We start from the raw sequence: 24776 nt of genomic DNA, 5'->3' as shown, positions 1-24776 counted from the left end.
CTGCTGAGGTCCGCCTTAGACGGCCGGCTCGGCGTTCAGCACTTGGGTCAGGCGCGTGCGCAGGGCGGCGTCCTTCTGAACCGCGGCCGACATGTCGTTGTACTTTTGCGGCGACAGGCCGCTGGCCTGCACGGCCGCGCCCATCTTGCCGATCATTTCCTTCTGGACCTCGGCCTTGGTCGGGCCGTCGGCCCCAGCCATCTTCGGCGTGTACTCGCCGCTGATCTTCTGGATCTCGGTCATCGCCGTGCCGAACGCCATGAGGTCGGCGTCGGAGAAGGCTCCGGCGGCCGAGGCTACAGCGGCCGGAGCGGCGGCGGGGGCGGTCTGGGCTTGGGCGGACGCAGCGAAGACGGTGGCGCCGAGCAGGCCGGCGGCCAGGATAGCGATACGCATTCAGGGAGGTTCCTATGGCAGTTGCAGATCGAGCCGAGAGCGACCTTAGAGCCCGGTCGCGGCCAAAATACGACCCGGCTTGGCCGTTGCCCGCGTCAAGCCGGCTTGGGCGCCCCCAGTTCGCGCAGTTCTGGCGACAGTTTGTAACGCCTGAATGCGCAGCAGGCCCTAATCCTCGTCCCGCGGCAGCGGGTTCTCGACCACGCCAAGCGCGTCGGCCAGGCGCATCTTGGCCGAGCCGGGCTTGAGCGGCTTCTGCTGGCTGGGGTCGGGCGCCCAGCCGGTGAGGGTGAGGATCTCGAAGGTCGCTGGGAAGCGGCCGTCCGGTTCGGCGAAGCGCTCGGCATAGATCTCGAAGGCTCGCGTCAGCACCGCGCGGGTCAGGCGTTTAGGATGGCGCTCGGCCAGGACGCTGGTCTCGCCCATGGCACGCAGGTCGGCCAGCAGCTTCAGGGGGTGGGCGTAGCGGACGGTCACCCGGTCGACGTCGGCGACCGGCAGGGCGAAGCCCGAGCGCTGCAGCAGGGCCGCGGCGTCATAGGGGTCGGCGAAGGGGGAGACACGCGGCCCGGCGCCCCCGGTCAACTCGGCCTCGGCGGCCAGCAGCGACTGGCGCAGCTCGGTCAGGGTGGCGCCGCCCAGCAGCGAGCCGATGAACAGGCCATCCGGCTTCAGCGCCCGGCGGATCTGGATCAGGGCGCCGACCACGTCGTTGGCCCAGTGCAGGGACAGGGTCGAGACGATCAGATCGAGGCCGCCAGGAGCGAAGGGCAGGCGCTCTTCGTCGGCGACGACGCGCAGGCCCTCGCGGTCCTGCAGCATGCGCGCCGAGAGGTCGGCCTCGACCAGGAAGCCGACCCGGGCGGCGGCGTCGCTTTGCGCCAGCGCCTTGGCGAAGTGGCCGTTGCGCGCGCCAAGATCGACGGCGCGCGGGAACTCGCGCATGATCGCCTCGAGGCGCACGACCGCGTCCTCCGCGGCGCGGGCCTTCAGGAAGTCGGCGGCGGCGTAGCCGGGCGCTGCGCGGTCCAGGCGGGCGCGGAGCAGGTCGCGGTCGAAGATGCGGGGCGGGGCGGACATGGGCTATCTAGATGGCGATGCGGACGCCTGGTGGAAACCCGGGCCGCGAGCGAAGGCCGCGGTTCGTAGCGCGCTGGACCTGCTTTTCCCACCCCAATCGCTCGACGGCGACGCTGCGGTGCTGAGCGCCGGCCTGAGCGCCCAGGCCTGGAGCAGCATCCCGTTCATCGACGGACCCCTGTGCGACGGCTGCGGCCTGCCGTTCGAATATGATCTGGGCGCGGGCGTTCGCTGCGCCGACTGCATGGCCCGGCCGCGGGCGTTCTCGCGGGCGCGGGCGGCCTGCCTCTATGACGAGACCTCGCGCGGACCGATCCTGCAGCTCAAGCACGCCGACCGCACAGATCTGGCGCCGTTGCTGGCGCGCTGGATCAGCCGCTCCGCGAACGAGCTTCTGGCGCAGTCCGACGCGATCGTGCCGGTTCCGTTGCACCGCTCGCGTCTGCTGGGCCGCCGATACAACCAGGCCGCCGAGATCGCCCGGCCGCTTAGCCGGCTCGCCGCCAGGCCCTATCTGCCCGACGCCCTGGTGCGAGTGCGCGCGACCGGCACCCAGGGCGGCAAGTCCGCTACCGGCCGCCGGCGCAACGTGGCCGCCGCCTTCGCCGTGCCGCCCGCGCGCCGCACGCAAGTGGCGGGCAAGTCGGTGCTGCTGATCGATGACGTAATGACCACCGGCGCCACTTTGGAAGGCTGCGCCCGGGCCTTGCTGGCGGCCGGCGCCGTGCGCGTCGATGTCGCAGTCGTCGCCAGGGTTAAAGAAGCCTCAAGTCGCGCCATATAGAACCGAACCCGTCCCACACGCATTAGACGAGCCATGGCCGACATCACCATCTACACGAAGCCGTACTGCCCCTACTGCATCCGCGCGGTCTCGCTGCTGGAGAAGAAGGGCGTCGAGTTCACCGAGATCGAGGCGTCCCACGATCCCGAAAAGCGCCAGGAAATGATCCAGCGCGCCAACGGCCGTGCGACCTTCCCGCAGATCTTCATCGGCGAGCAGCACATCGGCGGCTGCGACGACATGATGGCGCTGGAATACGACGGCAAGCTGGACGCGCTGCTCGCCGCTTGAGTACCAGCCCTGGCTGACCTATCGGGATAGCCATGACCCTGCGCGTCGGATTGATCCAGACCAGAACTCCCGCCACCCAGGCTGCGGCGTTGGCCCATGTCGCGCCGCTGGTGCGCGAGGCGGCGGGGAAGGGCGCGAGTTTCATCGCCACGCCGGAAGGGACCAACATCCTGCAGCGGGACAAGGCGGCGCTGCTGCCGCAGCTGACCCTGCTGGAAGACGACCTGGTAGTGCAGGGCCTTCAGGCCCTGGCCGCAGAACTGAACGTCGCCATCCTGATCGGCTCGGCGCTGGTGAAGCGGCCCGACGGCAAGGCCGCCAACCGCGCGGCCCTGATCGCGCCCAGTGGCGAGATCACCGCCACCTACGACAAGCTGCACATGTTCGACGTCGACCTGCCGACCGGCGAGACCGCGCGCGAGAGCGAGACCTACGAGCCGGGCGCGCGGGCGGTGGCCGTGCGCGAGCGCGACCTGAAGCTTGGCCTGACCATCTGCTACGACGTCCGCTTCCCCGCGCTCTACCGGGCCCTGGCCTTGGCCGGCGCCGAAGTGATCGTTACCCCGGCCGCCTTCACCCGGCCGACCGGCGAGGCGCACTGGGAGACCCTGTTGCGGGCCCGGGCGATCGAGACTGGCTCGTTCGTGTTGGCCCCGGCCCAGGGCGGCTTCCATGAGGACGGCCGCGGCACCTGGGGGCGCACCCTGGCCATCGGCCCGTGGGGCGAAATGCTCGGCAAGCTGGACCACGACGAACCCGGCGTGCTGATCGCCGATCTCGATCTCGGCGCCGTGGCCAAGGCGCGGGCGTCGATTCCCGCCCTGCCCAATGCGCGGGCGTTCGAGGCGCCTATATCCATCCTATGATCCGCTACGCGCTTGCCTGCGAGCACGGCCACGAGTTCGAGGGTTGGTTCGGGTCGTCCGGCGACTTCGACGACCAGTCCGAACGCGGCCTGGTCGCGTGCCCGGTTTGCGACAGCCGCGCCGTCGCCAAGCAGATCATGGCGCCTGCGGTATCCGGCACGAAGAAGAGCCCCGCCACCGACCTCACGCCGCAGATGCGTTCGATGGTGATGGAGGCGATGGGCAAGGTCCGCGCCCACGTCGAGGAGAACTTCGACTATGTCGGCGACGCCTTCGCCAAGGAAGCGCGCGACATCCACGAGGGACGTTCCGAGGAGCGCGGCATCTATGGCGAGGCCAGCTCCGCCGAGATCAAAAAACTCACCGAGGACGGCGTGCCCATCGCGCCGCTGCCGCCCGCGCCGCCGAAGAAGTCGGACGTAAACTGACGTTCGACGCATAAGCGTTGCCGCACCGCGCGGCGGCCCATAGGGTCCGTCCCCAGTTCATGGGGAGCGTCTAATGATCCGTACGATTTCCGCCGCCGCGTTGGCGGCCGCCGCTGCGCTGGCCACTCCGGCAGCGGCCCAGACTGCGCGTCCCGACCAGCTCGCGTTCCGCGACCTCTACAAGGAGCTGATCGAGATCAACACGACGCTGTCTTCGGGCAGCTGCACCGCCGCGGCCCAGGCCATGGGCGCCCGGCTGAAGGCTGCCGGGTTCGCCGACGCCGATCTGCAGGTCATTGTCCCGAAGGATCGGCCCAAGGACGGCGCCCTGGTGGCGACGCTGCAGGGCTCGGACCCGAAGGCCAAGCCAATCTTGCTGCTGGCCCACATCGACGTGGTCGAGGCCAATCGCGCCGACTGGGAACGCGACCCGTTCAAGCTGGTCGAGGAGGACGGCTTCTTCTACGCCCGCGGCGCCAGCGACGACAAAGCCCAGGCGGCGGTGTGGACCGACACCCTGGCCCGCTTCAAGCAGGAGGGCTTCAAGCCGCAGCGCACGATCCGCATGGCGCTGACCTGCGGCGAAGAGACCCCCGACACCTTCAACGGCGTGCAGTACCTGATCGCCAACCACCGCGAGCTGATGGACGCGGCCTTCGTGCTCAACGAGGGCTCTGGCGGGCGGCTGGACGAGAAGGGCAACCGCATCTCGCTGGGCATCCAGGCCGGAGAGAAGGTCTATCAGGACTACACCCTGGAAGTGACCAACAAGGGCGGTCACTCCTCGGCCCCGATCCGCGACAACGCCATCTACCACCTGGCGGCCGGGCTCGAGCGCCTGGGCGGCTATGACTTCCCGGTGAAGCTGAACGATGCTGTGCGCGCCAACTTCGAGCGCATGGCGGTGATCGAGGGCGGTCCGGGCGGCGCGGCCATGGCGGCTGTGGCCAAGGACCCGTCCAACGCCGAGGCGGTGTCGGTCGTGGCCCGCGATCCGGGGCGCAATTCGATGATGCGCACAACCTGCGTGGCGACCATGGTCAACGCTGGCCACGCGCCCAACGCCCTGCCGCAACGCGCCCGCGCCAACGTGAACTGCCGTATCCTGCCGGGCGAGGGCGTCGAAGAGGTCCGCCAGGCCCTGGTCAAGGTGTTGGCCGACGACGCCATCAAGGTGACCACGGTTGGCGTGCCCAGCCCGGTCAGTCCGCCGCCGACCCTGTCGAAGTCGATCATGGGCCCGGTGGAGAAGGTCGCGGCCAAGCTGTGGCCGGGCGTGCCGGTGGTTCCGGTGATGGCCACGGGCGCCACCGACGGCCGCTTCCTCAATGCGGTCGGCGTTCCGACCTACGGGCTGAGCGGTTTGTTCGGCGAGCTGAGCGGCAACGGCGCCCACGGCCTGAACGAGAAGATGCGCGTGCGCTCGCTCTATGAGGCCCGCGACTTCCTCTACGAAGTGGTGAAGCTCTACGCGAACCAGAAGTAGGGCGCAGTCCCTCCCCCGCTGGGGGAGGTGGAAGCGCGACGGAGGGGGCCTGCCGACGTGGGTAGAACCCCCTCAGTCAGCCACGCGGCTGACCGCTCCCCCAGAGGGGAGCAATTGTTGGTCTCAGAACGTCTTCCGCACGCCCAGCGACATGACGTAGCCCTGGCCCTCGACCTCGCCGCGCAGGCGGGTGGTCGTGGCCGCGGCGGTGCCGCCGTAGAATACCGTGTCGTGGTGGATCTCCGACTCGTCGAAGGCAATGTACGCCAGGGCGGCGTCGAGCTTCATGCCCCAGGGAATGTTGGCGGTGCCCCCAACGCCGTAGAGCCAGCGGTCACCGTCCGGCACCCGTGCGGTGCGGTCGGCGTCCGGGGTCGGTGTCGGGTCGAACTGCACGCCGGCCCGCAGGGTCAGGGCGTCATTGACCGCATAGTCCAGGCCGACGCCGCCGGAAGTGACGTCCTCATAGCCCTGGAACAGTGTCTCGCCGCCGCCGGCGGCGAACGTCACGTCGATGGACTCGAACTCGCTCCAGCCGATGCGCTGGACTTGAGCGTTGAGGGCCAGCTTCTCGGTGGCTTGCCAGCGTGCGCCGAGCGTGGCGATCCAGGGCGTCGAGAAGACGGCCGAGCCATCGATCTCGCGATTGACCGGGGCCAGCGGCCCGACCAGTCCTGCGACCAGCACGCGGCCGTCCAGATCGTGCTCCATGGACGAGCGATAACTGGCGCCGACCGTCACGGATGATCCCAGCCGCGCCTGAGCGCCGAGCGTCCAGCCGAAGTCCCAGCCGTCGCCGCTGAGCTGCGAGACGCCGTCGGCCAGCAAGGGCGACAGGTTCGGATAGGCGGTGGAGAGCTTGGCCTCGGCGTATTGGGCGTTCAACCCGACCCCGACGTCGAGCCAGTCGGTCACCTGCATGGCGCCGGTCACCTGGACGTCGGCGGTGGTCAGGCGCGAGGTCAGCGCGTCATAGCGCGCCCAGGCGTTGCGCCGGTACTCGGTGGTGAAGTTGAACGGCGCTGCCACCGACAGGCCGACCGCGAAGCGATCGCCTAGGGGCATGGAGACGGCGAAGTTGGGCGCCACCCCGCTTTGGATCGGATTGAAGGCGCGTTGCTCGCCGCGCACCGGCAGGGTCAGTCCGCCGGGATAGGTGATGGTCGAGCCGGTGTCAGTCACCGTGGCGTCAACGAACACCCCGTGCATGCCCAGATAGGCCTCGCCCTTATTCTCGGCCTGGCCCTTTTCCTTGATGCCGACGATGGAGGCGGGATTCCACCAGAGCGAGGCGGCGCCCTTGTCGGCGACCTCGCCGGAATAGGCCCGGCCCGCGCCCTTCACCGACTGTTCCTGCAGATAATAGCCGGCGGCCTGGGCCTGCGGCGCGATCAGCGCGGCGGTCGCCGCGGTGGCTGCCAGAATCGTCACACGGGTCATGGGATTGGCCTTTTGGGAAAGGGGGCCGCATGCTCGGGCCGGTCGCCCCACAAACACCGCGACGTGCGGCTTGGTTGCAGAACCTCGGCTTGCCTTCCTACGACGGACGCGCGACAACGGCAGAAATTGGCATGGAGCATGTCATATGTCTGAAGCCCGCGGCAAGGTCGGCCGGACCCTGGCGGACTCGATCCCCTTCTGGCCGGAAGCGGTGAAGCCGCCAAAGGGCTCCCCGAACATCCTGGTGGTGCTGTTCGACGACGTCGGGTTCTCGGACTTCGGTTGCTATGGCTCGCCGATCCGCACGCCGACCATCGATGCGCTGGCGTCAGGGGGCCTGCGCTACACCGGCTTCCACACCACGGCGATGTGCTCGACGACGCGCGCGGCGCTGCTGACAGGGCGCAATCACCACTCGGTCGGCATGGGCTGCCTGGCCAACTTCGACTCCGGCTTCCCGGGCTATCGCGGCAAGATCGCGCCGGAAGCCGGGACCCTGGCCGAGATACTGCGCGCCAACGGCTATGGGACCTACATGGTCGGCAAATGGCACGCGACGCCGATCAATCAGACCGGTGCGTCCGGCCCCTATGACGGCTGGCCGCTGGGGCGCGGCTTCAACCGCTACTACGGCTTCATGGACGCCGAGACCGACCAGTTCGCGCCCGAGCTGGTGCGCGACAACACCCCGGTTGAGGCCCCCGGCAAGTACACCGACGGCTATCACCTGACCGAAGACCTGGTCGATGAGTCGATCCGCTTCGTCGCCGACCATATCGCCGACGCGCCCGAGCAGCCCTGGCTGCTGTGGCTGGCGCTGGGCGCCTGCCATGCGCCGCACCAGGCGCCGATGGACATCATCAGAAGCTATGACGAGGTGTTCAAGGACGGATGGGACTTCGAGCGCGAGCGTCGACTTGAGCGCCAGAAGGCGCTGGGCGTCGTGCCGCCTGACACCCGCATGCCGCCGCGCAACGACGGCGTCCGCGCCTGGGCAGATCACAGCCCCGACGAGCAACGGGTGTTCACCCGGCTGCAGAGCGCCTTCGCCGGCATGCTCGACCATTCCGACCGCCACCTGGCGCGGCTGGTCGCGTTCCTTGAGGAAGCAGGGGTGAAGGACGACACCCTGATCCTGGTGCTGTCGGACAACGGCGCCAGCCAGGAGGGCGGCCCGCTCGGCTTCGTCAACGCCATGGGTCCCTACAATCTGAAGTTCGAGCCGATGCCCGAGAAGCTGGCGCGGATCGAGGAGATCGGCGGGCCCGACAGCCATTCGAACTTCCCGCACGGCTGGGCCATGGCCTCCAACACCCCGCTGCGCCGCTACAAGCAGAACACCCATGGCGGCGGCATCCGCGATCCGCTGGTGATCAGCTGGACCAACGGCCTGTCCGCCCGCGGCGAGACCCGCAGCCAGTTCGCCCACGCCTGCGACCTGACCCCGACCTTGCTGCAGCTGATCGGCCTGACCTCGCCGGAGATCATTGCCGGTGTTCCGCAGTCGCCGATGGAGGGGACCAGCTTCGCCGCCTCGCTGGCCGATCCGGCTGCGCCCTCCAAGTCCGCGCCGCAGTACTTCGAGATGTTCGGCCACCGCGGCCTCTGGAAGGACGGCTGGAAGGCCGTCGCTTTCCACCCGCCCGGCGCGCCGTTCGAGAACGACGTCTGGGAGCTCTACCACCTCGATCGGGACTTCTCGGAAACCGAGGACCTGGCGCAGAGCGAGCCCGACCGGCTGCAGGCGCTGGTCGAGGAGTGGTGGGCCCAGGCCGAGCGCTGCAACGTGCTGCCGCTGGATGACCGCTTCGGCCCGCGCTTCGCCGAGAACGCCCTGCGCCATCAGGGCGGGCGCAAGCGGTTCGTGTTCCACAAGGGCATGGGCCACCTGCCCGGCGACTGCGCGCCCGACGTGCGCTCGCGCTCCTACTTCATCGAGGCCGACGTCAATCTGGCGCAGGGCGACGAGGGCGTGCTGGTCGCGCACGGCGACGCCACCAGCGGCTACACCCTGTTCGTCCAGGGCGGGCGGCTGCACCACACGCTCAATGTCGGCGGGCTGCGCGCCACGGTCAGCTCTGAGGCGCCGATCCCGGCCGGCCGGCGCAGGCTCGGGGTCCGTTGCCTCCAGGGCGACGGGCGCACCTTCACCCTGATGGTGGATGGCAAGCCGGCGGGCGAGCTCCACACCCACATGGGCTTCATGACCCTGATCTCTTGGTCGGGGCTGGACATCGGCCGCGACCGCGGCAGCCCGGTCGGCGACTATCCCGAGCCGTTCAAGTTCACCGGCGGCCTGAAGACCGTGACCGTGACCATGGACGCAGACCAGGACCTCGACGGCGATGCGGTCGGCGATGCGGAGATGGCCCGGCAGTAGCCATCCGGCGCAGACCCGATTGCGAACGGCGGGCGCGGCGACGACTTTCTGGACAGAAGCGGCTCGCCGGTGAGCTTTCGCCTTGTGTGGCGCATCGGCCACACTACATCCCATCGAGGCGAGGCCGTGCTTCCTGGAGGCGGCCTCGTCAAATCCGCCTATCGAGGGGACTGAATGAACATCGACCTCTATTCCGACCGCGCCAAGCAGGCGATCCAGTCGGCCCAGAGCCTGGCGCTTGCGCGGCGGCATCAACAGCTCGCGCCTGAGCACCTGCTGAAGGTGCTGCTGGAAGAGAAGGACGGGCTTTCCCGCGCGTTGATCCAGAGCGCCGGCGGACGTCCCGACGAGGCCGACAAGGCCGCCGACGCCCTGTTGGCCAAACGGCCCAAGGTCGAGGGCGGCTCGGGCCAGCTCTACATGGCGCCGGAAACCGCACGCATCTTCGCCGAGGCCGAGGCCGGCGCGAAGTCCGGCGGCGACGCCTTCGTCACCACCGAGCGGCTGCTGATCGCGATCGCCAAGGAAGGAGGCGAGGCCGCCAAGATCCTGAAGGACGCCGGCGCCAACGCCGCGGCCTTGGAAGAAGCCGCCAAGGCCATGCGCAAGGGCAAGACCGCCGACAGCGCCTCGGCCGAGGAAGGCTATGACGCGCTCAAGCGCTACGCCCGCGACCTGACCCAGGCCGCCCGCGACGGCAAGCTCGACCCGGTGATCGGCCGCGACGAGGAGATCCGCCGCACGATCCAGGTGCTGAGCCGCCGGACCAAGAACAATCCCGTGCTGATCGGCGAACCGGGCGTCGGCAAGACCGCCATCGTCGAGGGCCTGGCGCTGCGCATCGTCAATGGCGATGTGCCCGAAAGCCTGAAGGACAAGCAGCTGCACGCCCTGGACATGGGCTCGCTGATCGCCGGCGCGAAATACCGCGGCGAGTTCGAGGAGCGGCTGAAGGCCGTGCTCGGCGAGGTGACCGCGGCCGAAGGCTCGATCGTCCTGTTCATCGACGAGATGCACACCCTGGTCGGGGCGGGGAAGACCGACGGGGCGATGGACGCCTCAAATCTGCTCAAGCCCGCCCTGGCGCGCGGCGAGCTGCACTGCGTCGGCGCCACGACGCTGGACGAGTACCGAAAGCACGTCGAGAAGGACGCGGCCCTGGCCCGCCGGTTCCAGCCGGTGTTCGTCAGCGAGCCGACCGTCGAGGACACGGTCTCGATCCTGCGCGGCTTGAAGGAGAAGTACGAAGTGCACCACGGGGTGCGCATCTCCGACAGCGCCATCGTCGCGGCCGCGACCCTGTCGAACCGCTACATCACCGACCGCTTCCTGCCCGACAAGGCCATCGACCTGGTCGACGAGGCGGCCAGCCGCGTGCGCATGGCTGTCGACAGCAAGCCCGAGGAGCTGGACGAGATCGACCGGCGCATCGTGCAGCTGAAGATCGAGCGCGAGGCCCTGTCGAAGGAGTCGGACGCTGCTTCCAAGGCGCGGCTGGAGAAGCTGGAGGACGAGCTCGACGACCTGGAAGGCCAGTCCGCCGAGATGACCGCCCGCTGGAAGTCGGAGAAGGAAAAGGTCGGCCAGGCCGCCCAGGCCCGCGAGGCCCTGGACCGGCTGCGCGCCGAGCTGGTGACCGCCCAGCGCCGCGGCGACCTGCAGCGCGCCTCGGAGATCGCCTATGGCGAGATCCCATCGCTTGAGCGCCGCCTGGCTGAGGAAGAGGCGGTGGCCGCCGAGAACCCGATCTCTCCGGAGGTCGTCGACGCCGAGCAGATCGCCGGCGTGGTCAGCCGCTGGACCGGCATTCCGGTCGACAAGATGCTGGAAGGCGAGCGCGAAAAGCTGCTGAAGATGGAGGACGCCCTGCGCGGCCGCGTGGTCGGACAAGAAGAGGCGCTGGTCGCTGTGTCCGACGCCGTCCGCCGCGCCCGCGCCGGCCTGCAGGATCCCAACCGGCCGATCGGCTCGTTCCTGTTCCTCGGCCCCACGGGCGTGGGCAAGACCGAGCTGACCAAGGCCCTGGCGGAGTTCATGTTCGACGACGAGAGCGCCATTACCCGCCTCGACATGAGCGAGTACATGGAGAAGCACTCCGTCAGCCGCATGATCGGCGCGCCTCCCGGCTATGTCGGCTACGACGAGGGCGGAGCGCTGACCGAGGCGGTTCGGCGCCGGCCCTATCAGGTCGTGCTGTTCGACGAGGTCGAAAAGGCGCACCCGGACGTGTTCAACGTGCTGCTGCAGGTGCTGGACGACGGTCGCCTGACCGACGGCCAGGGGCGCACGGTCGACTTCCGCAACACGATCCTGATCATGACCTCGAACCTCGGTTCCGAGTTCCTCGCCAACCAAGCCGAGGGCGAGGACGTCGAGGAGGCGCGGCCGATGGTCATGGACGTGGTGCGCCGCCACTTCCGGCCGGAATTCCTGAACCGGATCGACGAGATCATCCTCTTCAAGCGGCTCGGCCGCGGCGAGATGGACAACATCGTCGGCATCCAGCTGCAGCGGGTCGAGAAGCTGCTAGCCGACCGCCGCATGTCGATCGCCCTGGACCAGGCCGCGATGCATTGGCTGGCCGAGAAGGGCTACGACCCGGTCTACGGCGCGCGCCCGCTGAAGCGTGCGATCCAGAAGGAGCTGGTCGACCCCATCGCCCGCAAGCTGCTGGCCGGCGACCTGGAGGATGGATCGGTGATCCAGGTCGGCGCCGACGCCGACGGCCTCGAGATCGGCAAGGCCAAGGTCCACTAGACCCTTTCCGGTTCAGGTGGAAGCACCTGAACCGGGCAAGAAGGTTCGATCTTCAAAAGCTTAGAGCGTGACGATCGCTTCAACCGGCTCCCACTTGAAGCTGTCACGCTCTAACGAAAAACGCCCCGGAGATCGCTCTCCGGGGCGTTTTGCTTTTCAGATTGCGAGGTCGTCTACAGCTCGACCTTCACGGCCCGGCCGTTGCGGATCTCGACGCGGCGCATCACCGCGATGTCCGGGCCAGCGCCCCCGACCGCCTTGGCCACCGTGATCACGTACCAGGCGCCGTTGGCCAGGCCCGAGAAGCTAAAGCTGCTGTTGGCGTCGCAGACGGTGCGTTTGACGAAGGCCGAGTAGTCGCCGCTGGGCGCCGAGGGGGTGCGGGCGCGGACCTGGTCGGCCGGCAAGGCGGCACGGTCGGGCGAATTGTAGAGGATGGTCATCCGCCGCCGGGTCCACAGCGTCTCCGGCGTCAGCACCACGCCGGCGCCCGTGCAGGTGTAGTGGGTCTGACCCGACTTGAAGACCAGGCGGCCGTCCACCCGGCCCGTACCGGGTACGGCCGACCACGAGAAGTCCTCGGCGCGGAACACGCCGGCGGACGGCGGGCCGCCCGTTCCGGGGGGCGGAGGCGGCGGAGGACCCATGGTCGGGGCGCAGGCGGCGACCAGCAGGAGAGCGGCGGAAGCGGAGATCAGACGGATCGATGACATGGCGTGCGCACCTTACGCATCGGCGCGCCCTGCCGCCAAGGGTTTACCCCTAGAGCGTGACCGTTTCCTAGGCGCCGGCCCTAGTCGTCGCCGCGCACCTTGCCGCGCGTGGCCTTGACCCCGCCGCGGCGGACCTTGGCCTCCACGCGACGCTTCTTCGAGGCCAGGGTCGGCTTGGTCTTCTTGCGCGGCGGCGGCGGCGGTTCTGCCGCCTTGCGGATCATCTCCAGCAGCCGTTCCTGGGCGTCGGCGCGGTTGCGCTCCTGCGTGCGGTGGGTCATCGCCACCAGCACCAGAACGCCGTCCAGGGTCAGCTTGCGCCCGGCCAGCTTCATCAGCCGCAGCGCCACGTCGTTGGGCAGGGAGGGCGAGCGGCGCACGTCAAAGCGCAGCTCCACGGCGGTGGAGACCTTGTTGACGTTCTGACCGCCGGGACCGGCCGCGCGGATGAACCGCTCGGTGATCTCGTCCTCGGAGATGCTGATGGCAGGGGTGACTTCGATCACCGGCTTTTCCGATTCCCTCGTTTGACCTAAGCTTAGCCCATGCGCGCCGTCGTAATCCTTATGCATGTGACCTTCACCGCCCAGGCCGGGCCGGTGCGAGATGTCGTGCGCTAGAGGATAGCCGCCCGCTTCGAACACCAGCCCCGCCGGCGACGGACGGGGCTTTTTCTTTGGCCCCTCCACCGGCTTACCGAGAGAGAAGGCCATGAGCGAAATCCTCATCCGGGCGTCCGAGCCCGAGGACGTCTCCGACCTGACGGAGGTCCTGAACCAGCCGCGCGCCGTCTGGGGGACCATGCAGGTTCCGTTCACCAGCGTGGCGCAGCGCCGCCGCAAGTACGAGTCGCGGCCCGACACTCATCTGGTGGCCGTGATCGAGGGCAAGGTGATCGGAACCCTTGGCCTGGTCCGCCTGGACGGTCGGCGCGGACATGCGGCGACGCTGGGCATGGCGGTGCACGACGCCTATGCCGGCCGCGGCGCCGGGACCGAGTTGATGGCCGCTGCGGTGGAGCAGGCTGACCGCTGGCTCAACGTCTCGCGCCTGGAGCTGTTTGTCTGGACCGACAACGTCCGCGCCATCGCCCTCTACGAACGGTTCGGCTTCGAGCGGGAAGGGGTGTTTCGGCGGTACGCCTGGCGTGACGGCGCCTATGCCGACGCAATCAGCATGGCGCGGCTAAGAGCCTAGTTCGCCTGGCAGGCCGAGCAGCGGCCGCGGGCTTCGAGGGTGATGGTCGCGACCTCGTAGCCCGCCTTCTGCGCGGCGGCGAGTTGGGCCGTGAAGTCCGGCTCGAACTCCTCCGCCGCACCGCAGCAGTCGCAGATCAGGAAGGCGGCGCGATGCCCGACGCCGACGTTTCGGCAGGGGACGTAGGCGTTCAAGCTTTCAATCCGGTGCGCGAAGCCCAGGCGCTCGAGGAATTCCAGGGCGCGGTAGACGGTGGGCGGCTTGGCCGGCTCGCCGTGCTCGCCGAAGGCGGCGATCAGGTCATAGGCCTTCTGCGGGGCGTCGGATTCCAGCAGTAGTTCCAGCACTCGCCGGCGTGGGGCGGTGAGCCGCTCCTGGGTCGCCGCGCAGCGGTTCTCGGCGCTGCCCAAGGCTTGAGCAAGGGCGTGGCCTTTCAGGCCGGGATGCGCGCCGTCTTCGTGGTGACACTCGGTTCCCATGACTCTTGGCTATCCGCCTCTCGTGCGTCGTGCAAGCAAAGCTGCTTGACGCGTGGTTACGTTATCTCATAACAGACATGTGTTATTTCGTAACAGCGTCGCGGCCATTCAAGGGGGCGGGCGCGTGACATTCAGGGCGTGCGTATGACCAGGACCCATCTCCTCGCGGCGACCGGCGCTGCGGCCCTTCTCGCCGGATCGGCTCACGCCGAGGCGCCCAAGGATGTGGCGGAGGTGGTGGTCACCGGCGCGCCCTACGTGGTCTCGATGGACTCGACCACGACCAGCGTCGATGTGGTCAAGCGCGACGAGCTGGACACCGCCCCGGCCGCCGGCATCGGCGATGTGCTCTCGGGCCTCCCGGGCGTTCGCTCGACCTTCTTCGGCCCTGGCGCCAGCCGGCCGGTGATCCGCGGTTTGGCCGGTCCGCGGGTGTTGGTGCTGACCAACGGCGTCGGCATGATCGACGCCTCGGCGCTGTCGCCGGACCACCAGGTCGCCACCGACCCGCAGGAAGCCGAACGGATCGAGGTGCTGCGTGGCCCTTCTGCGCTGGCCTACGGCGGCTCGGCGATCGGCGGCATCGTCAACATCATCGACGACCGCATCCCGCATCAGGTGGTCGACGGCGTCCACGGCCGCATGCTGGCCACCGGATCCAGCGGCGACGAGGGGCGGATGGCCTCGGCGGCCTTCAAGGCCGGGTTAGGCAACTGGGTGTTCAGCCTCGACGGCCTGCGGCGCACCAGCGAGGACTACACCGTCCCGGTGGCGCAGACCTCCCGCCGGCTGGCCGCCGTCGAAGGGCTTGAGCCGCCGCTGCGCGACGAGACCGAGGTGGTCAACAGCGCCGTCGAGCTCAACGCATACGGCGCGGGCGTCTCCTATGTCGGCGACCGCGGCTATGGCGGCCTGTCGATCAAGAAGACCGACACCAACTATGGCATCGCCGCCGAAGAGGACGTGACCATCGGTCTGGAGCAGACCCGGGTCGACGCCCAGGGCGAGTACAATCTCGACGCCGGCCCGTTCTCCAAGGTTCGTTTCTCCGCCGGCTGGGCCGACTACACCCACACCGAGTTCGAGGGCGAAGAGGTCGGCACCACGTTCCTTTCCGACGGCTGGGAAGGCCGCCTGGAATTCGTCCAGCCCGAGCGGGGCGGTTGGCAGGGGGCCGTGGGCGTCCAGGCCCTGCAGCGCAACTTCGACGCCATCGGCGAAGAGGCGCTGGTCCCAAAGACCAAGATCACCGAGCAGGGGATCTTCACGCTGCAGCGTCTGGACAAGGACAGCTGGGGCGTCGAGGGCGGCCTGCGCCTCGATCACCGGACGCTCGACAGCGTGCCGGCCGAGCGCGACTTCACCAATGTCTCGGCTTCGATCGGCGCGTTCCTGCGCCCGGCCGAGGGCTGGTTCATGGGCCTCAGCGTCTCGCGCACCAGCCGCGCCCCAACCGAGGAGGAGCTGTTCTCCGAAGGGCCGCACCCGGCGACCCAGCAGTTCGAGCGCGGCGATGTGTATCTCGACGAGGAGATTTCCTACTCGTTCGACGCCACCCTTCACTACGGGGCCGGCCCCTGGTCGATGGACCTGCACGGGTTCGCGGTGAAGTACGACGGCTTCATTGACCAGCAGGCGACCGGCGAGATCGACGAGGAGTCGGGCTTCCGCGTCTATGACTTTGTGCAGACCGACGCGACCTTCTATGGCGCGGAGTTCGAGGGCTCCTACCGGCTCTGGGAAGACGGCGAGCGCAGCTTCAGCATGGAAGCGGCGGCCGACTATGTGCACGGCGAAACCGACCTGGGCGTTCCGGCACGCATCCCGCCGTGGTCGGTGACCGGCCGCGCGGTGTTCGACGGCGGCTGGTGGACCGGAAATCTGGAGCTGCGCAAGGTCGCCGAACAGGACCGGGTGGCGCCGTTCGAACTGCCGACCGACGGCTATATGATGCTGAACACCACGGTCTCGGCCACGCCGTTCGCGGACAAGAATTTCAAGGTCTTCGCCGAGGCTCGCAACCTCAACGACACCGAAGCGCGCGAGCACGCCTCGTTCCTCAAGGACTTCGCCCCGCTGCCCGGCCGCAACTTCCGCCTGGGCGTCGGCTACCGGTTCTAGACACCGCCAACCCAGGGCCTCCCGAGCGCTGCTTGAGAGGCCCTGCGGCGGCCCGCCGCAGTTACGGTCTAGGTTGCAAATAACATTGCCACCGCTTTCCTCAGCCTCTAATCGAGAATAAATCGCAGTCGCATTCTGAACTGGCTTAAGCCGTCGCCATGACCCGCAACGCGGTCCGCACCTGGTATCTGGTTCACAAGTGGACCAGCCTTGTCTGCACGGCGTTCCTGCTGATGCTGTGCCTGACCGGGCTGCCGTTGATCTTCCATCACGAGATCGACGAGGCCATCGGCGCCCATAGCGAGTTGCCGTCAGTGGCCGCGCCAGCCCGGCTGCAGGACCGCGACACCGTGCTGGCCGCCGCGCTCAAGGCCCGACCCGGCGAGGTCGGCCTGTTCATGAGCTTCGACGAGGATCGCCCGGTGGTGAACGTCACCACTGGTCCGAGCCCCGACGCGCCCGAGGCCAAGATGCACCTGGCCTTCTTCGACCAGCGCACCGCCTTGCCGCTGCCGCCGGCGCCGGCCGGCGGGGTCATGGACGTGATCCTGCGGCTGCACGTCGACATGTTCGCCGGGATGCCGGGGATGCTGTTCCTGGGGTTGATGGGCTTCCTGTTTTTCATCGCCGTGGTGTCCGGCGTGGTCCTCTACAGCCCGTTCATGCGCAAGCTGGACTTCGGGGTGCTGAGGGTCGGCCGCTCCTCGCGCCTGAAGTGGCTCGACTATCACAACCTGCTGGGCGTGGTGACGGTGGCCTGGGTCAGCGTCGTCGGCCTGACCGGGGTGATCAACACCCTGTCGAGCCCGATCATCCAGCTCTGGCAGATCGGCCAGCTGGCCGAGATGACCGCGCCGTACAAGGACGAGCCGCCGCCGCCTCCAGGCCAGCTGACCTCGATCCACCAGGCGGTGCAGACGGCGCAGAAGGCGGCCCCCGGGATGCGGGTGCAGTTCGTGGCCTTCCCCGGCGGGTCGTTCTCAAGCAAGCACCACTATGCGGTGTTCATGCAGGGCGACACGCCGCTCACCAAGAAGCTGCTGACCCCGGCCCTGATCGACGCGCGCACCGGCGAGTTGACCGCCATGCGCAGCATGCCCTGGTACGCGCAAGGCCTGCTGCTCTCCCAGCCGCTGCATTTCGGCGACTACGGCGGCCTGCCGCTGAAGATCCTCTGGGCGGTGCTCGACCTCATCACCCTCGTGGTGCTCGGCAGCGGCCTCTACCTGTGGCTCGGCCGTCGCCGCGCCTCGGTCGACAACCACGTCAGGGAAGTCGAGGGCGGCGGCCAGCCGTTGCAGGCCGCCGCCGAATGAGCCGCAAGCCCTCGCTCGGCCGCACCTTCGCCGCGCCTCTCTTCATTGGTGTCGCCAGCCTGGTCGGTCTCGTCGCCGCCCTGCTCGGCGATGGCCTCAACAACCTCATCTCCTGGATTGGCCTCGCCGTCCCGGTCCTGGCGATCGCCTGGGCCTGGGCGCGCCGCAGGTCCTGACAACCGCAACAAGGACGCCTGATGCATCTGCCCGTCTCCCTCCGCCGCCTCGCCCTGGCGACGGCGAGCTTGACCGCCCTGGCCGCGCCGGCCGCCGCGCAGGAGGTGTCCGAGCTCCTTGTGACGGCGCCCAACTACGTGCCCACCGGCGAGGTTACCGCCAGCAAGAGCCAGATCCCGCTGGTCGAGACGCCGCAGTCGGTGACGGTGATCACCCGCGACCAGATTGACCTGCTGGGCTGGAGCACGCTTGGCCAGACCGTGCGCTACACCGCCGGCGTCACCGGCGAGAACTACGGCCCTGACGAGCGCGTCGACTGGCTCACCATGCGCGGCTTCAACCCAGTGCAGTATGTCGACGGCCTGCAGTCGGCGATCGGCTCGATCACCAATACCGGCCTCGACCTCTACGGCGCGGAGTCGGTGGAGCTGCTCAAGGGCCCGTCCTCGGTGCTCTATGGCCAGACCCCGCCCGGCGGCATCGTCAACGTCACCAGCCGCCGCCCCACCTTCGACACCAGCGGCGAGATCGGCTTCGCGCTCGGCAACAACGACCACAAGCAGGCCAATGTCGACGCCAATTGGGTGGCGTCGGATTCGGTGGCTGGCCGGGTGACGGCGCTGTTCCGCGACCGCGGCACCCAGGTCGACGGCGTCAATTCCGACCGCCTGTACGTGGCTCCGGCCCTGACCTGGCGCGCCTCGGACGACACCAAGATCACCCTGCTCAGCTATCTGCAGAAGGACGAGGTGAGCGGCGACGGCGGCGGCTTCCTGCCGGCCTACGGCGTGCTGCTGCCCAACCCGCTCGGCAGCGTCTCCTCGAGCACCAACCTCGGCGAGACCAGCTACAATCGCTTCAAGCGCACCCACTACGGGATCGGCTACGAGGCCACCCACCGCTTCAGCGACGCTTGGTTCCTGCAGCAGAACCTGAAGGTCACCCACCTGGAGGGCGATCAGCGCGGGGTCGGCGGCGGCGGCCTGCTGGACGCCGACTTCAACGGCGTGCCGGACGATTATCGCACCGTCACCCGCTACAGCTTCTCGTTCGCCGAGGACGTCGACACCTTCGCCGTCGACACCCGTCTGAACGGCCAGTTCACGACCGGCTCGCTCAGCCACGACCTGCTCTTCGGCCTCGACTTCCGCCGCTACGACTATGTCGGCAAGAGCGCCTTCGCGTTCGGCATGCCGACCATCGATCTGTTCAACCCGGTCTATGGCGTGGCGATCGCGCCGCTGGCCCCGGTGACGTTCTCCGACCAGCTGCAGACCCAGGCCGGCCTCTACCTCCAGGACCAGATCAAGCTCGGTCAGTTCATCTTCACCGGCGCGGCGCGCCACGACTGGGTCGAATCCGAGGACCGCGCCTTGGGAAACACCGTCGACGACGCCGAGTTCTCCTATCGCGCCGCCCTGAGCTACGAATTCGACAACGGCGTGGTGCCGTACCTGGCCTGGTCGCGGTCGTTCCAGCCGACCCAGGGCGCCGACTTCGCCGGCAATCCGTTCGAGCCGACCGCCGGCGAGCAGACCGAGCTCGGCGTGAAGTACGACGCGCGCAACGCCCCGGCCGGCGTGAAGATGTTCGCCACCGCAGCGGTCTACCAGCTGACCCAGCAGAACGTGCTGACCACCGACCCGGCCAATTCGTTCTTCCAGGTGCAGACTGGCGAGGTCGAGGTGCAGGGCGTCGAGCTGGAGTTCGTCGGCCGCTTCCAGGAGCGGCTGAGCCTCAACGCCTCCTACACCTACACCGACTCCGAGGTGACCGAGAGCGAGGGGCCGGACCTCGGCAATCGCCTGCCGGTGACGCCGCGCCACAAGGCTTCGGCCCTGGTCGACTACACCTTCCAGGACGGCGCCCTTGCCGGTCTCGGGGGCAGCCTGGGCGTGCGCTACACTAGCGACAGCGCCGGCAACCTGGCGGCCAGCTACCAGCCGGTGGTGTTCATCAACCCGTCCGTGACCCTGTGGGACGCCAGCGTGCACTACGACGTCGCCGACTGGCGCCTGGCGATCACCGCCTCGAACCTGTTCGACGAGGAATACGTGGCGCGCTGTTACTCGGCGGCCAACTGCTTCTTCGGCACCCGCCGGGTGGCCGTGGCCAGCGCCACGCGCCGGTTCTAAGGGGATGAAGCCTACCTTCTCCCCTAGCGGGAGAAGGTAGCGCTCTCAGGCCTTGGCGGTCACCACCATCGCCTGGCCCTTCGCTTTGAACGGCCCCTCGCCAAAGCGGTCGGTCAGGACCTTGGTCACCGCCGCGACCACGCCGTCCAGGTCCGCCCGCGCCTCGATCTCGCCGCGCAGGGGCGAGCCCGTGCACAGGCCGCTGGCGGCGTCGGCGGCGGAGGCTGTGGGCAGGTCCAGGGTGACGGTCTCGATCGTCACGTCGCTGAAGCCGCCCTTCTCCAGACCGGCCCGGATGGCCGCCTCGTCGTTGTAGCCGAACGGGGTGCGGGCGAGGAACTGCGGCGGGTCGTCGGGCATCAGGGCGCCGACCGCATCGTGGATCGCCTTCGACACCGGATTGTGGTCCAGCCGGTCCCAGACGCTGAACACATAGCGGCCGCCTGGTTTCAGCACCCGGTGGGCTTGCGCATAGCCGGCGTCCTTGTCCGGGTAGAACATCACCCCGAACTGGCAGACGACGGCGTCGAAGCTGCCGTCTGCGAACGGCAGCGCCTGGGCGTCGGCCTGTCTCCACTCGACCTCCAGGCCCGGCGCCAACTCAGCCGCCTTGCTCAGCATCGCCTCATTGAGGTCGGTGGCTGTCAGGGTCGCGCTGGGAGCCATCTCCCGCGCCAGGGCCCGGGTTACCCGGCCGGTGCCGGCCGCGGTCTCCAGGACTGCGCCGTCGAAACCCTTGAAGCGGGCGGCCAGGTCCTGGGCGAAGGGTTCGAACAACATCGGTCCGAGGCAGCGGTCATAGACCTCGGGGATCGAGCCGGTGAAGGCCGCGTCCGCCATTGGCGTTCCTCCGAATTTGCCGGGGAAGCCTAACACGGAGGAGCGATGGGCCGTGCAGAAAGCGCCCAACGAAAAACCCCTCCCGCGAGGGAGGGGTTGATCGGTTCGGCCTTGGAGCCTGGTCTTAAGCTTCTTCGGTTTCGTTCGAAGAGGCCTCGCCGCCTTCGAAGCTGCGCGGGGCGCGGCGACGGCGGGGCTTGGGCTTTTCTTCGCCTTCGGCGGCGGCCGCGGCTTCCGGCTTGGCCGGACGCGCGGTGCGCGGAGCCTTCAGGAAGGCCGGGGCGTGGCTTTCGCCGCCGTCCTCGTCACGCAGGACGGGGGAGGCGCGCTGCTCGGTCGGCACCAGCGGGGCGGCTTGCGGCTCGACGACGGCCAGCGGATCGCGCTCGGGGCGGTCGCGGCGGCCTTCGAAGCGTTCGCCGCGCGGGCGGTCGTCGCGGTCGCGCTGACGCTCTTCACGCGGACGTTCGTCACGGGGACGTTCGTCGCGCGCTTCACGCGGACGTTCGTCACGGGGACGTTCGTCGCGCGCTTCACGCGGACGTTCGTCACGCGGACGTTCGTCACGGGGACGTTCGTCACGAGGGCGCTCGTCGCGATCGCCGCGGGGACGGTCGTCGCGCTGGCGGTCTTGGCCTTGGCCCTGATTCTGGTTCTGACCTTGGCGGTCGTCGCGGTCGCGCCAGCGGTCGCGGCTCCGGCCTTCGAAACGATCGCCGCGCGGGCGGTCGTCGCGTTGGCGGTCGTCCCGTGGACGATCGTCGCGCTGACGGTCCTGGCGGTCGTCGCGCGACCAGCGCTCGGCGCGGGGCTGATCGCCGTCGCCTTCGGACGTGTCGCCGTCGTTGGTGGCGTTGTCCGCGGCTTCAGCGGCCGCCGCCTGGGCGCCGCTCTCGTCCTCGAAGTCGATGTCGAAGCCGCCGGAGATGTTGTCGCGGCCCAGGATCTCGGCCGCCGGCTTGGTCGGTTGCATGGCGCGCACGACCCGGAAGTAGTGTTCGGCGTGCTGCAGATAGCCTTCCGCCAGAACCCGGTCGCCGGCCGAAGAGGCGTCGCGCGCGAGTTGCTGGTATTTCTCGAAAACGTGCTGGGCGTTGCCGCGCACCTTTACGCCATCCGGGCCGTTCGAATCGAACGCCCGGTTCGCGTTCTGCTGCTGAGGCTTGCCGCCGCCGCCGCCGCGATTGCGGCCGCGCTGGCGCTTCATACCCTTGAAATCTCTCATTCTTTGTTGTCCGCCGACGGTCCGGGCTTCGCCGGAGTGCGCGCGGCCTATCCTCTCGCCTTGATCGGGCGTCTCGCCCGTTAAGTCCGTGTTGAAGACGTAAGTGTTCTCCGTCGTCCGCCCGAGCGTGAGGCGCGAGACACGCTGCCTGCGCGCCTTGCCGGAGCGGCTGCCCGTCCTGGTTTCTCAGGGCGGTCTAAACCTTTAGCACCAGCGAATTGGGTGGAGACGAGATAAAGACTTAGCGATTCACTTGCGGGTTTCCAAGGGGTTTTTCGTTCCCACAACGACGCGGTCGTGGGTGGACAAGTCCTTGATGGTCCAAACGTCGCTGGCGCCCGCAGCATTGAACAGCGCCTCGACCGCGTCCTTCTGGTCAAAGCCGATCTCGACGGCGAACGCGCCGCCCGGTTTCAGCACCCGCATGATCTCCGGGGCCAGGGTGCGATAGGCGTCCAGGCCGTCTTCGCCGCCGTCCAGAGCGACGCGCGGATCGAAGTCCTTCACCTCGGGCTCGAGGGTCTCGATGACCTCGCTGACGATGTAGGGCGGGTTGGAGACGACCACCTCGAAGCTCCCGTCGGCCAGGCCGGAGGTCCAGTCGCCGCGGGCGAAGGCGATTCGAGACGCCAGGCCAAGATTGGAGGCGTTTTCGCGCGCCACGGCCAAGGCGTCGTCGGAGATGTCGGTGGCCAGGCCCTTGGCGGCCGGGCGTTCCGCCAGGATCGACAGGATGATCGCGCCGGAGCCGACCCCCAGGTCGAGGATGTTGAACGCCATCTGCTCCGGGAACTGCTTGAGCACGTAGTCGACGATGACCTCGGTCTCCGGGCGCGGGGTCAGGACATCGGCGTTGACCGCCAGCATGACCTTCCAGAACCCCTTGCGGCCGAGGATGTGGCTGACCGGCTCCCGCCGTTCGCGCCGCGACACATAGTCCTCAAGCTTGGCTTCCTGCTCCGGCGTCAGGGCGCGGTGCGGATCGGTGACGATGTCGGCCCGGGTGGCGTCGGCCGCGGCCTCGACCAGCAGCCGCGCGTCGATCACCGGCCCCACCAGCCCGACGGCTTCCAGCCGCGCCTTCGCCGACTGCCAGGCTTGCAGGAGGGTCATCGTCATGCAGTGGGCTCCAGGGACGGCATGGTGGCGGCGTCTCCGACCGTGATCCGCCCCGAGTCGGTAACGTGGACATAGATGCCCAGGTTCATGTGCCCATAGTTGTCGTAAAGCGCCTTGACCACATCCATGTCGCGCTCGGCCGTGGTCGGATTCACGTGGGTGGCGGCGCAGCGCACGATCGGCTTGAACACCTTGGCGCGGGCGAACCCGACCATCAGGTGGCGATCGGTCCATTCGTTCTCGACCCAGGCCGGCCAGCCCTCGACATAGAGGTTGCCGCGGAAGCGCAGCGGGTCAACCGGCTGGCCGATCTTGGCCTCCAGGTCGCGGACGCTGGCCATGTTGATGATCGAGACGTCGCCCTTGGGGTGGTCCATGAACCGGTAGCCGGGGGCGTCGATGACCTTGAGATCGCCGCGCACCTCTTCGCCGAGTAGTGCGGTGAGCCAGGCCTCGAACGCGGCGCGGCCGGCGGGCTCGTTCAGCGAACCTTCGAATTCGGGATGGCCGCTGGCGGTGGCGTGGAGGATCCCGGTCGCCTCGTCGTACTTGGTGCGCGCCTTGGCGACCTCGGCGATGGCCATCAGCACGGTGAATTTCTGCTTGGAGATGTGGCTCGGCGCGGCCGGATCGAAGCCCGAGGGGCCGTTCTCCACGGCATAGAGGCGGTCGCAAGGAAACGGTCCGCCGGCCGCGAGATCGGCGTGGTCCAGCCGCTCGGGCGTGAAGCCTTTCACGGGGTGGCGATAGATCGCTGCGATGTAGCCGGTCATGATCCCCTCGGTGGGCGAGTTCCTGCGCCGCGCTGGCCGGTCAAGGTCTGGCTGGCGCCTCGGCCAGCCTCAGCGCCGCTCCGTAGCGCCCCGGCAGGGCTCCCGTCTTCGCATAGTCGATGACCGCCCGGAAGTAGCCGTCGGAATAGCGCAGGGACGTTCGTTCGCCGCCGGGCGTGGTCTCGAACTCGACAATGCCGTGATCGGCATTGGGGAACTCCAGCACGCTCACCGGACGCCCGGCCTTGGCCAGCGCCAGCAAGCGCCGCCGCGTCTCGTCCACCGGCGCCTCGCGGTCCGATCCGGCCAGGATCCAGAGCATCGGCGTGTCCAGCTTCTGCAGGACGGGCAGAGGCTCATAGTCCCAGGAGGTGCCGACGTCGGTCTTGCGGCCGACCTCGGTGGCGTCGGCGCGCGTGCGACGGAGAATCTCGCCGCTGTACTCGCCCTTGATGTCCTTGAACCAGGGCTCCTGCCCGTAGGACTTGCGCAGGGCGTCCAGTTCGTCCCAGCCCTGTTCGAAGTCGCTCGCCATGATCTGTCCGGTCACGTCGGTCACCTTGCGGGCCTTGGCCAGGATGTCGTCGCCATAGCCTTTTTCCTTCAGGCCCAGCAGCACCTCTCCGCGGTCCTCGGCCAGGGCGCTTTCGGCCATCCCGAAGCGCACGATGACGTAGTCGACCGGCGTCTGGCTGGCGGCCAGCGGCGCGATCCAGCCGCCCTGGCTGCCGCCGTCCAGGCCGACGCGGCCGGCGCGCGCGCCGGCCAGGCGG

General features: G+C 68.6%; 23 protein-coding genes and 1 pseudogene. 12 read left to right on the top strand and 12 right to left on the bottom strand.

The window, feature by feature from the left end; translation table 11 throughout:
- Window positions 1-15 precede the first annotated feature (15 nt).
- On the bottom strand, window positions 16-396 hold the full coding sequence (locus AC1DQJ_RS07240; RefSeq protein WP_477601714.1) for a DUF4168 domain-containing protein: 381 nt from the start codon (window positions 394-396) through the stop codon (window positions 16-18).
- A 168-nt stretch (window positions 397-564) separates the two neighbouring features.
- A complete protein-coding gene (locus AC1DQJ_RS07235) occupies window positions 565-1476 on the bottom strand; it encodes a methyltransferase domain-containing protein (protein ID WP_477601712.1) in 912 nt (303 codons plus the stop codon).
- Between AC1DQJ_RS07235 and AC1DQJ_RS07230 the strand changes: the two genes are divergently transcribed.
- The 5 genes from AC1DQJ_RS07230 (at window position 1475) to AC1DQJ_RS07210 (ending at window position 5331) form a co-directional block, all read left to right on the top strand.
- On the top strand, window positions 1475-2260 hold the full coding sequence (locus AC1DQJ_RS07230; RefSeq protein ID WP_477601710.1) for a ComF family protein: 786 nt from the start codon (window positions 1475-1477) through the stop codon (window positions 2258-2260). The two genes, AC1DQJ_RS07235 and AC1DQJ_RS07230, sit on opposite strands and share 2 nt — an antisense overlap.
- 33 nt (window positions 2261-2293) lie before the next feature.
- Window positions 2294-2551 carry a glutaredoxin 3 gene (gene grxC / locus AC1DQJ_RS07225; protein ID WP_477601708.1) on the top strand — a complete coding sequence of 86 codons (258 nt, stop codon included), beginning with the start codon at window positions 2294-2296 and terminating at the stop codon, window positions 2549-2551.
- Between the two features lie 32 nt (window positions 2552-2583).
- Window positions 2584-3417, top strand: coding sequence for a carbon-nitrogen hydrolase family protein (locus AC1DQJ_RS07220; protein WP_477601706.1), 834 nt, complete (start codon window positions 2584-2586; stop codon window positions 3415-3417).
- A complete protein-coding gene (locus AC1DQJ_RS07215; protein ID WP_477601704.1) occupies window positions 3414-3845 on the top strand; it encodes a DUF1178 family protein in 432 nt (143 codons plus the stop codon). The genes AC1DQJ_RS07220 and AC1DQJ_RS07215 overlap by 4 nt, the downstream gene beginning before the upstream one ends.
- Window positions 3846-3918: 73 nt before the next feature.
- Entirely contained in the window at window positions 3919-5331 is a 1413-nt protein-coding gene (locus AC1DQJ_RS07210) for a M20/M25/M40 family metallo-hydrolase (protein ID WP_477601702.1), read from the top strand.
- 123 nt (window positions 5332-5454) lie between these two features.
- Here the strand turns inward: AC1DQJ_RS07210 and AC1DQJ_RS07205 are convergent, their stop codons facing one another.
- On the bottom strand, window positions 5455-6771 hold the full coding sequence (locus AC1DQJ_RS07205) for an OmpP1/FadL family transporter (RefSeq protein ID WP_477601700.1): 1317 nt from the start codon (window positions 6769-6771) through the stop codon (window positions 5455-5457).
- A gap of 145 nt (window positions 6772-6916) precedes the next feature.
- On the opposite strand from AC1DQJ_RS07205, the gene AC1DQJ_RS07200 reads away from it, so the two are divergent.
- Together AC1DQJ_RS07200 and clpB are read left to right on the top strand one after the other, a co-directional pair.
- Window positions 6917-9151 carry an arylsulfatase gene (locus tag AC1DQJ_RS07200; RefSeq protein ID WP_477601698.1) on the top strand — a complete coding sequence of 745 codons (2235 nt, stop codon included), beginning with the start codon at window positions 6917-6919 and terminating at the stop codon, window positions 9149-9151.
- Window positions 9152-9325: 174 nt separating this feature from the next.
- Window positions 9326-11908, top strand: coding sequence for an ATP-dependent chaperone ClpB (gene clpB, locus AC1DQJ_RS07195; RefSeq protein WP_477601696.1), 2583 nt, complete (start codon window positions 9326-9328; stop codon window positions 11906-11908).
- Window positions 11909-12081: 173 nt separating this feature from the next.
- Here the strand turns inward: clpB and AC1DQJ_RS07190 are convergent, their stop codons facing one another.
- Both AC1DQJ_RS07190 and arfB read right to left on the bottom strand, forming a co-directional pair.
- Window positions 12082-12621 (bottom strand): hypothetical protein, encoded by a 540-nt coding sequence (locus tag AC1DQJ_RS07190; protein ID WP_477601694.1) that lies wholly within the window; start codon window positions 12619-12621, stop codon window positions 12082-12084.
- An 80-nt stretch (window positions 12622-12701) separates the two neighbouring features.
- Entirely contained in the window at window positions 12702-13334 is a 633-nt protein-coding gene (gene arfB, locus AC1DQJ_RS07185) for an alternative ribosome rescue aminoacyl-tRNA hydrolase ArfB (RefSeq protein ID WP_477601692.1), read from the bottom strand.
- On the opposite strand from arfB, the gene AC1DQJ_RS07180 reads away from it, so the two are divergent.
- Window positions 13333-13818, top strand: coding sequence for a GNAT family N-acetyltransferase (locus tag AC1DQJ_RS07180; protein WP_477601690.1), 486 nt, complete (start codon window positions 13333-13335; stop codon window positions 13816-13818). The genes arfB and AC1DQJ_RS07180 overlap by 2 nt on opposite strands.
- Here AC1DQJ_RS07180 and AC1DQJ_RS07175 read toward each other — a convergent pair.
- Window positions 13815-14297: a Fur family transcriptional regulator gene (locus AC1DQJ_RS07175; RefSeq protein WP_477601688.1), complete on the bottom strand. Its 483-nt coding sequence runs from the start codon at window positions 14295-14297 to the stop codon at window positions 13815-13817. The genes AC1DQJ_RS07180 and AC1DQJ_RS07175 overlap by 4 nt on opposite strands.
- A gap of 144 nt (window positions 14298-14441) precedes the next feature.
- Here AC1DQJ_RS07175 and AC1DQJ_RS07170 point away from each other — a divergent pair, with 144 nt between their 5' ends.
- The 4 genes from AC1DQJ_RS07170 (at window position 14442) to AC1DQJ_RS07155 (ending at window position 20046) form a co-directional block, all read left to right on the top strand.
- On the top strand, window positions 14442-16418 hold the full coding sequence (locus tag AC1DQJ_RS07170) for a TonB-dependent receptor (RefSeq protein ID WP_477601686.1): 1977 nt from the start codon (window positions 14442-14444) through the stop codon (window positions 16416-16418).
- A 158-nt stretch (window positions 16419-16576) separates the two neighbouring features.
- Window positions 16577-17734, top strand: coding sequence for a PepSY-associated TM helix domain-containing protein (locus AC1DQJ_RS07165; RefSeq protein ID WP_477601684.1), 1158 nt, complete (start codon window positions 16577-16579; stop codon window positions 17732-17734).
- Complete coding sequence (locus AC1DQJ_RS07160; protein ID WP_477601682.1) at window positions 17731-17910, top strand: hypothetical protein; 180 nt, start codon at window positions 17731-17733, stop codon at window positions 17908-17910. The genes AC1DQJ_RS07165 and AC1DQJ_RS07160 overlap by 4 nt, the downstream gene beginning before the upstream one ends.
- A 21-nt stretch (window positions 17911-17931) precedes the next feature.
- Complete coding sequence (locus tag AC1DQJ_RS07155) at window positions 17932-20046, top strand: TonB-dependent siderophore receptor (RefSeq protein WP_477601680.1); 2115 nt, start codon at window positions 17932-17934, stop codon at window positions 20044-20046.
- A gap of 45 nt (window positions 20047-20091) precedes the next feature.
- On the opposite strand, the gene AC1DQJ_RS07150 is transcribed toward AC1DQJ_RS07155, so the two are convergent.
- The 6 genes and pseudogenes from AC1DQJ_RS07150 to AC1DQJ_RS07125 form a co-directional block, all read right to left on the bottom strand.
- Window positions 20092-20886 (bottom strand): class I SAM-dependent methyltransferase, encoded by a 795-nt coding sequence (locus AC1DQJ_RS07150; RefSeq protein WP_477601678.1) that lies wholly within the window; start codon window positions 20884-20886, stop codon window positions 20092-20094.
- A 124-nt stretch (window positions 20887-21010) separates the two neighbouring features.
- On the bottom strand, window positions 21011-21229 hold the full coding sequence (locus tag AC1DQJ_RS07145; protein WP_477602195.1) for a hypothetical protein: 219 nt from the start codon (window positions 21227-21229) through the stop codon (window positions 21011-21013).
- Window positions 21230-21910: 681 nt separating this feature from the next.
- Window positions 21911-22093 (bottom strand): annotated as a pseudogene (locus AC1DQJ_RS07140) (DUF4167 domain-containing protein); the annotation flags it as partial.
- Window positions 22094-22360: 267 nt separating this feature from the next.
- Complete coding sequence (gene prmC, locus AC1DQJ_RS07135; protein WP_477601676.1) at window positions 22361-23230, bottom strand: peptide chain release factor N(5)-glutamine methyltransferase; 870 nt, start codon at window positions 23228-23230, stop codon at window positions 22361-22363.
- The gene (locus tag AC1DQJ_RS07130; RefSeq protein ID WP_477601674.1) at window positions 23227-24003 is read right to left on the bottom strand and encodes an MOSC domain-containing protein; all 777 of its coding nucleotides are present in this window, start codon (window positions 24001-24003) and stop codon (window positions 23227-23229) included. Before AC1DQJ_RS07130 ends, prmC begins: the two co-directional genes overlap by 4 nt.
- A gap of 40 nt (window positions 24004-24043) precedes the next feature.
- The coding region (locus AC1DQJ_RS07125; RefSeq protein ID WP_477601672.1) for an alpha/beta hydrolase family protein at window positions 24044-24776 on the bottom strand (733 nt) is incomplete at its 5' end.

It is taken from the genome of Phenylobacterium sp. P4_E10, from assembly GCF_056401675.1.
The sequence above is the reverse complement of the archived record's forward strand: the minus strand, read 5'-3'. Positions and strand labels throughout refer to the sequence as shown.

Bases quoted from the DNA above. Each gene is read 5' to 3' on its own strand.
- clpB (WP_477601696.1), top strand. From the start codon at position 9,326: ATGAACATCGACCTCTATTCCGACCGCGCCAAGCAGGCGATCCAGTCG.
- AC1DQJ_RS07230 (WP_477601710.1), top strand. From the start codon at position 1,475: ATGGGCTATCTAGATGGCGATGCGGACGCCTGGTGGAAACCCGGGCCG.
- AC1DQJ_RS07170 (WP_477601686.1), top strand. From the start codon at position 14,442: ATGACCAGGACCCATCTCCTCGCGGCGACCGGCGCTGCGGCCCTTCTC.
- AC1DQJ_RS07175 (WP_477601688.1), bottom strand. From the start codon at position 14,297: ATGGGAACCGAGTGTCACCACGAAGACGGCGCGCATCCCGGCCTGAAA.
- AC1DQJ_RS07165 (WP_477601684.1), top strand. From the start codon at position 16,577: ATGACCCGCAACGCGGTCCGCACCTGGTATCTGGTTCACAAGTGGACC.
- AC1DQJ_RS07155 (WP_477601680.1), top strand. From the start codon at position 17,932: ATGCATCTGCCCGTCTCCCTCCGCCGCCTCGCCCTGGCGACGGCGAGC.
- grxC (WP_477601708.1), top strand. From the start codon at position 2,294: ATGGCCGACATCACCATCTACACGAAGCCGTACTGCCCCTACTGCATC.
- AC1DQJ_RS07180 (WP_477601690.1), top strand. From the start codon at position 13,333: ATGAGCGAAATCCTCATCCGGGCGTCCGAGCCCGAGGACGTCTCCGAC.
- AC1DQJ_RS07210 (WP_477601702.1), top strand. From the start codon at position 3,919: ATGATCCGTACGATTTCCGCCGCCGCGTTGGCGGCCGCCGCTGCGCTG.
- AC1DQJ_RS07190 (WP_477601694.1), bottom strand. From the start codon at position 12,621: ATGTCATCGATCCGTCTGATCTCCGCTTCCGCCGCTCTCCTGCTGGTC.
- AC1DQJ_RS07160 (WP_477601682.1), top strand. From the start codon at position 17,731: ATGAGCCGCAAGCCCTCGCTCGGCCGCACCTTCGCCGCGCCTCTCTTC.
- AC1DQJ_RS07240 (WP_477601714.1), bottom strand. From the start codon at position 396: ATGCGTATCGCTATCCTGGCCGCCGGCCTGCTCGGCGCCACCGTCTTC.
- AC1DQJ_RS07205 (WP_477601700.1), bottom strand. From the start codon at position 6,771: ATGACCCGTGTGACGATTCTGGCAGCCACCGCGGCGACCGCCGCGCTG.
- arfB (WP_477601692.1), bottom strand. From the start codon at position 13,334: ATGGCCTTCTCTCTCGGTAAGCCGGTGGAGGGGCCAAAGAAAAAGCCC.
- AC1DQJ_RS07200 (WP_477601698.1), top strand. From the start codon at position 6,917: ATGTCTGAAGCCCGCGGCAAGGTCGGCCGGACCCTGGCGGACTCGATC.
- prmC (WP_477601676.1), bottom strand. From the start codon at position 23,230: ATGACGATGACCCTCCTGCAAGCCTGGCAGTCGGCGAAGGCGCGGCTG.
- AC1DQJ_RS07130 (WP_477601674.1), bottom strand. From the start codon at position 24,003: ATGACCGGCTACATCGCAGCGATCTATCGCCACCCCGTGAAAGGCTTC.
- AC1DQJ_RS07215 (WP_477601704.1), top strand. From the start codon at position 3,414: ATGATCCGCTACGCGCTTGCCTGCGAGCACGGCCACGAGTTCGAGGGT.
- AC1DQJ_RS07220 (WP_477601706.1), top strand. From the start codon at position 2,584: ATGACCCTGCGCGTCGGATTGATCCAGACCAGAACTCCCGCCACCCAG.
- AC1DQJ_RS07150 (WP_477601678.1), bottom strand. From the start codon at position 20,886: ATGGCGGACGCGGCCTTCACCGGCTCGATCCCCGAGGTCTATGACCGC.
- AC1DQJ_RS07235 (WP_477601712.1), bottom strand. From the start codon at position 1,476: ATGTCCGCCCCGCCCCGCATCTTCGACCGCGACCTGCTCCGCGCCCGC.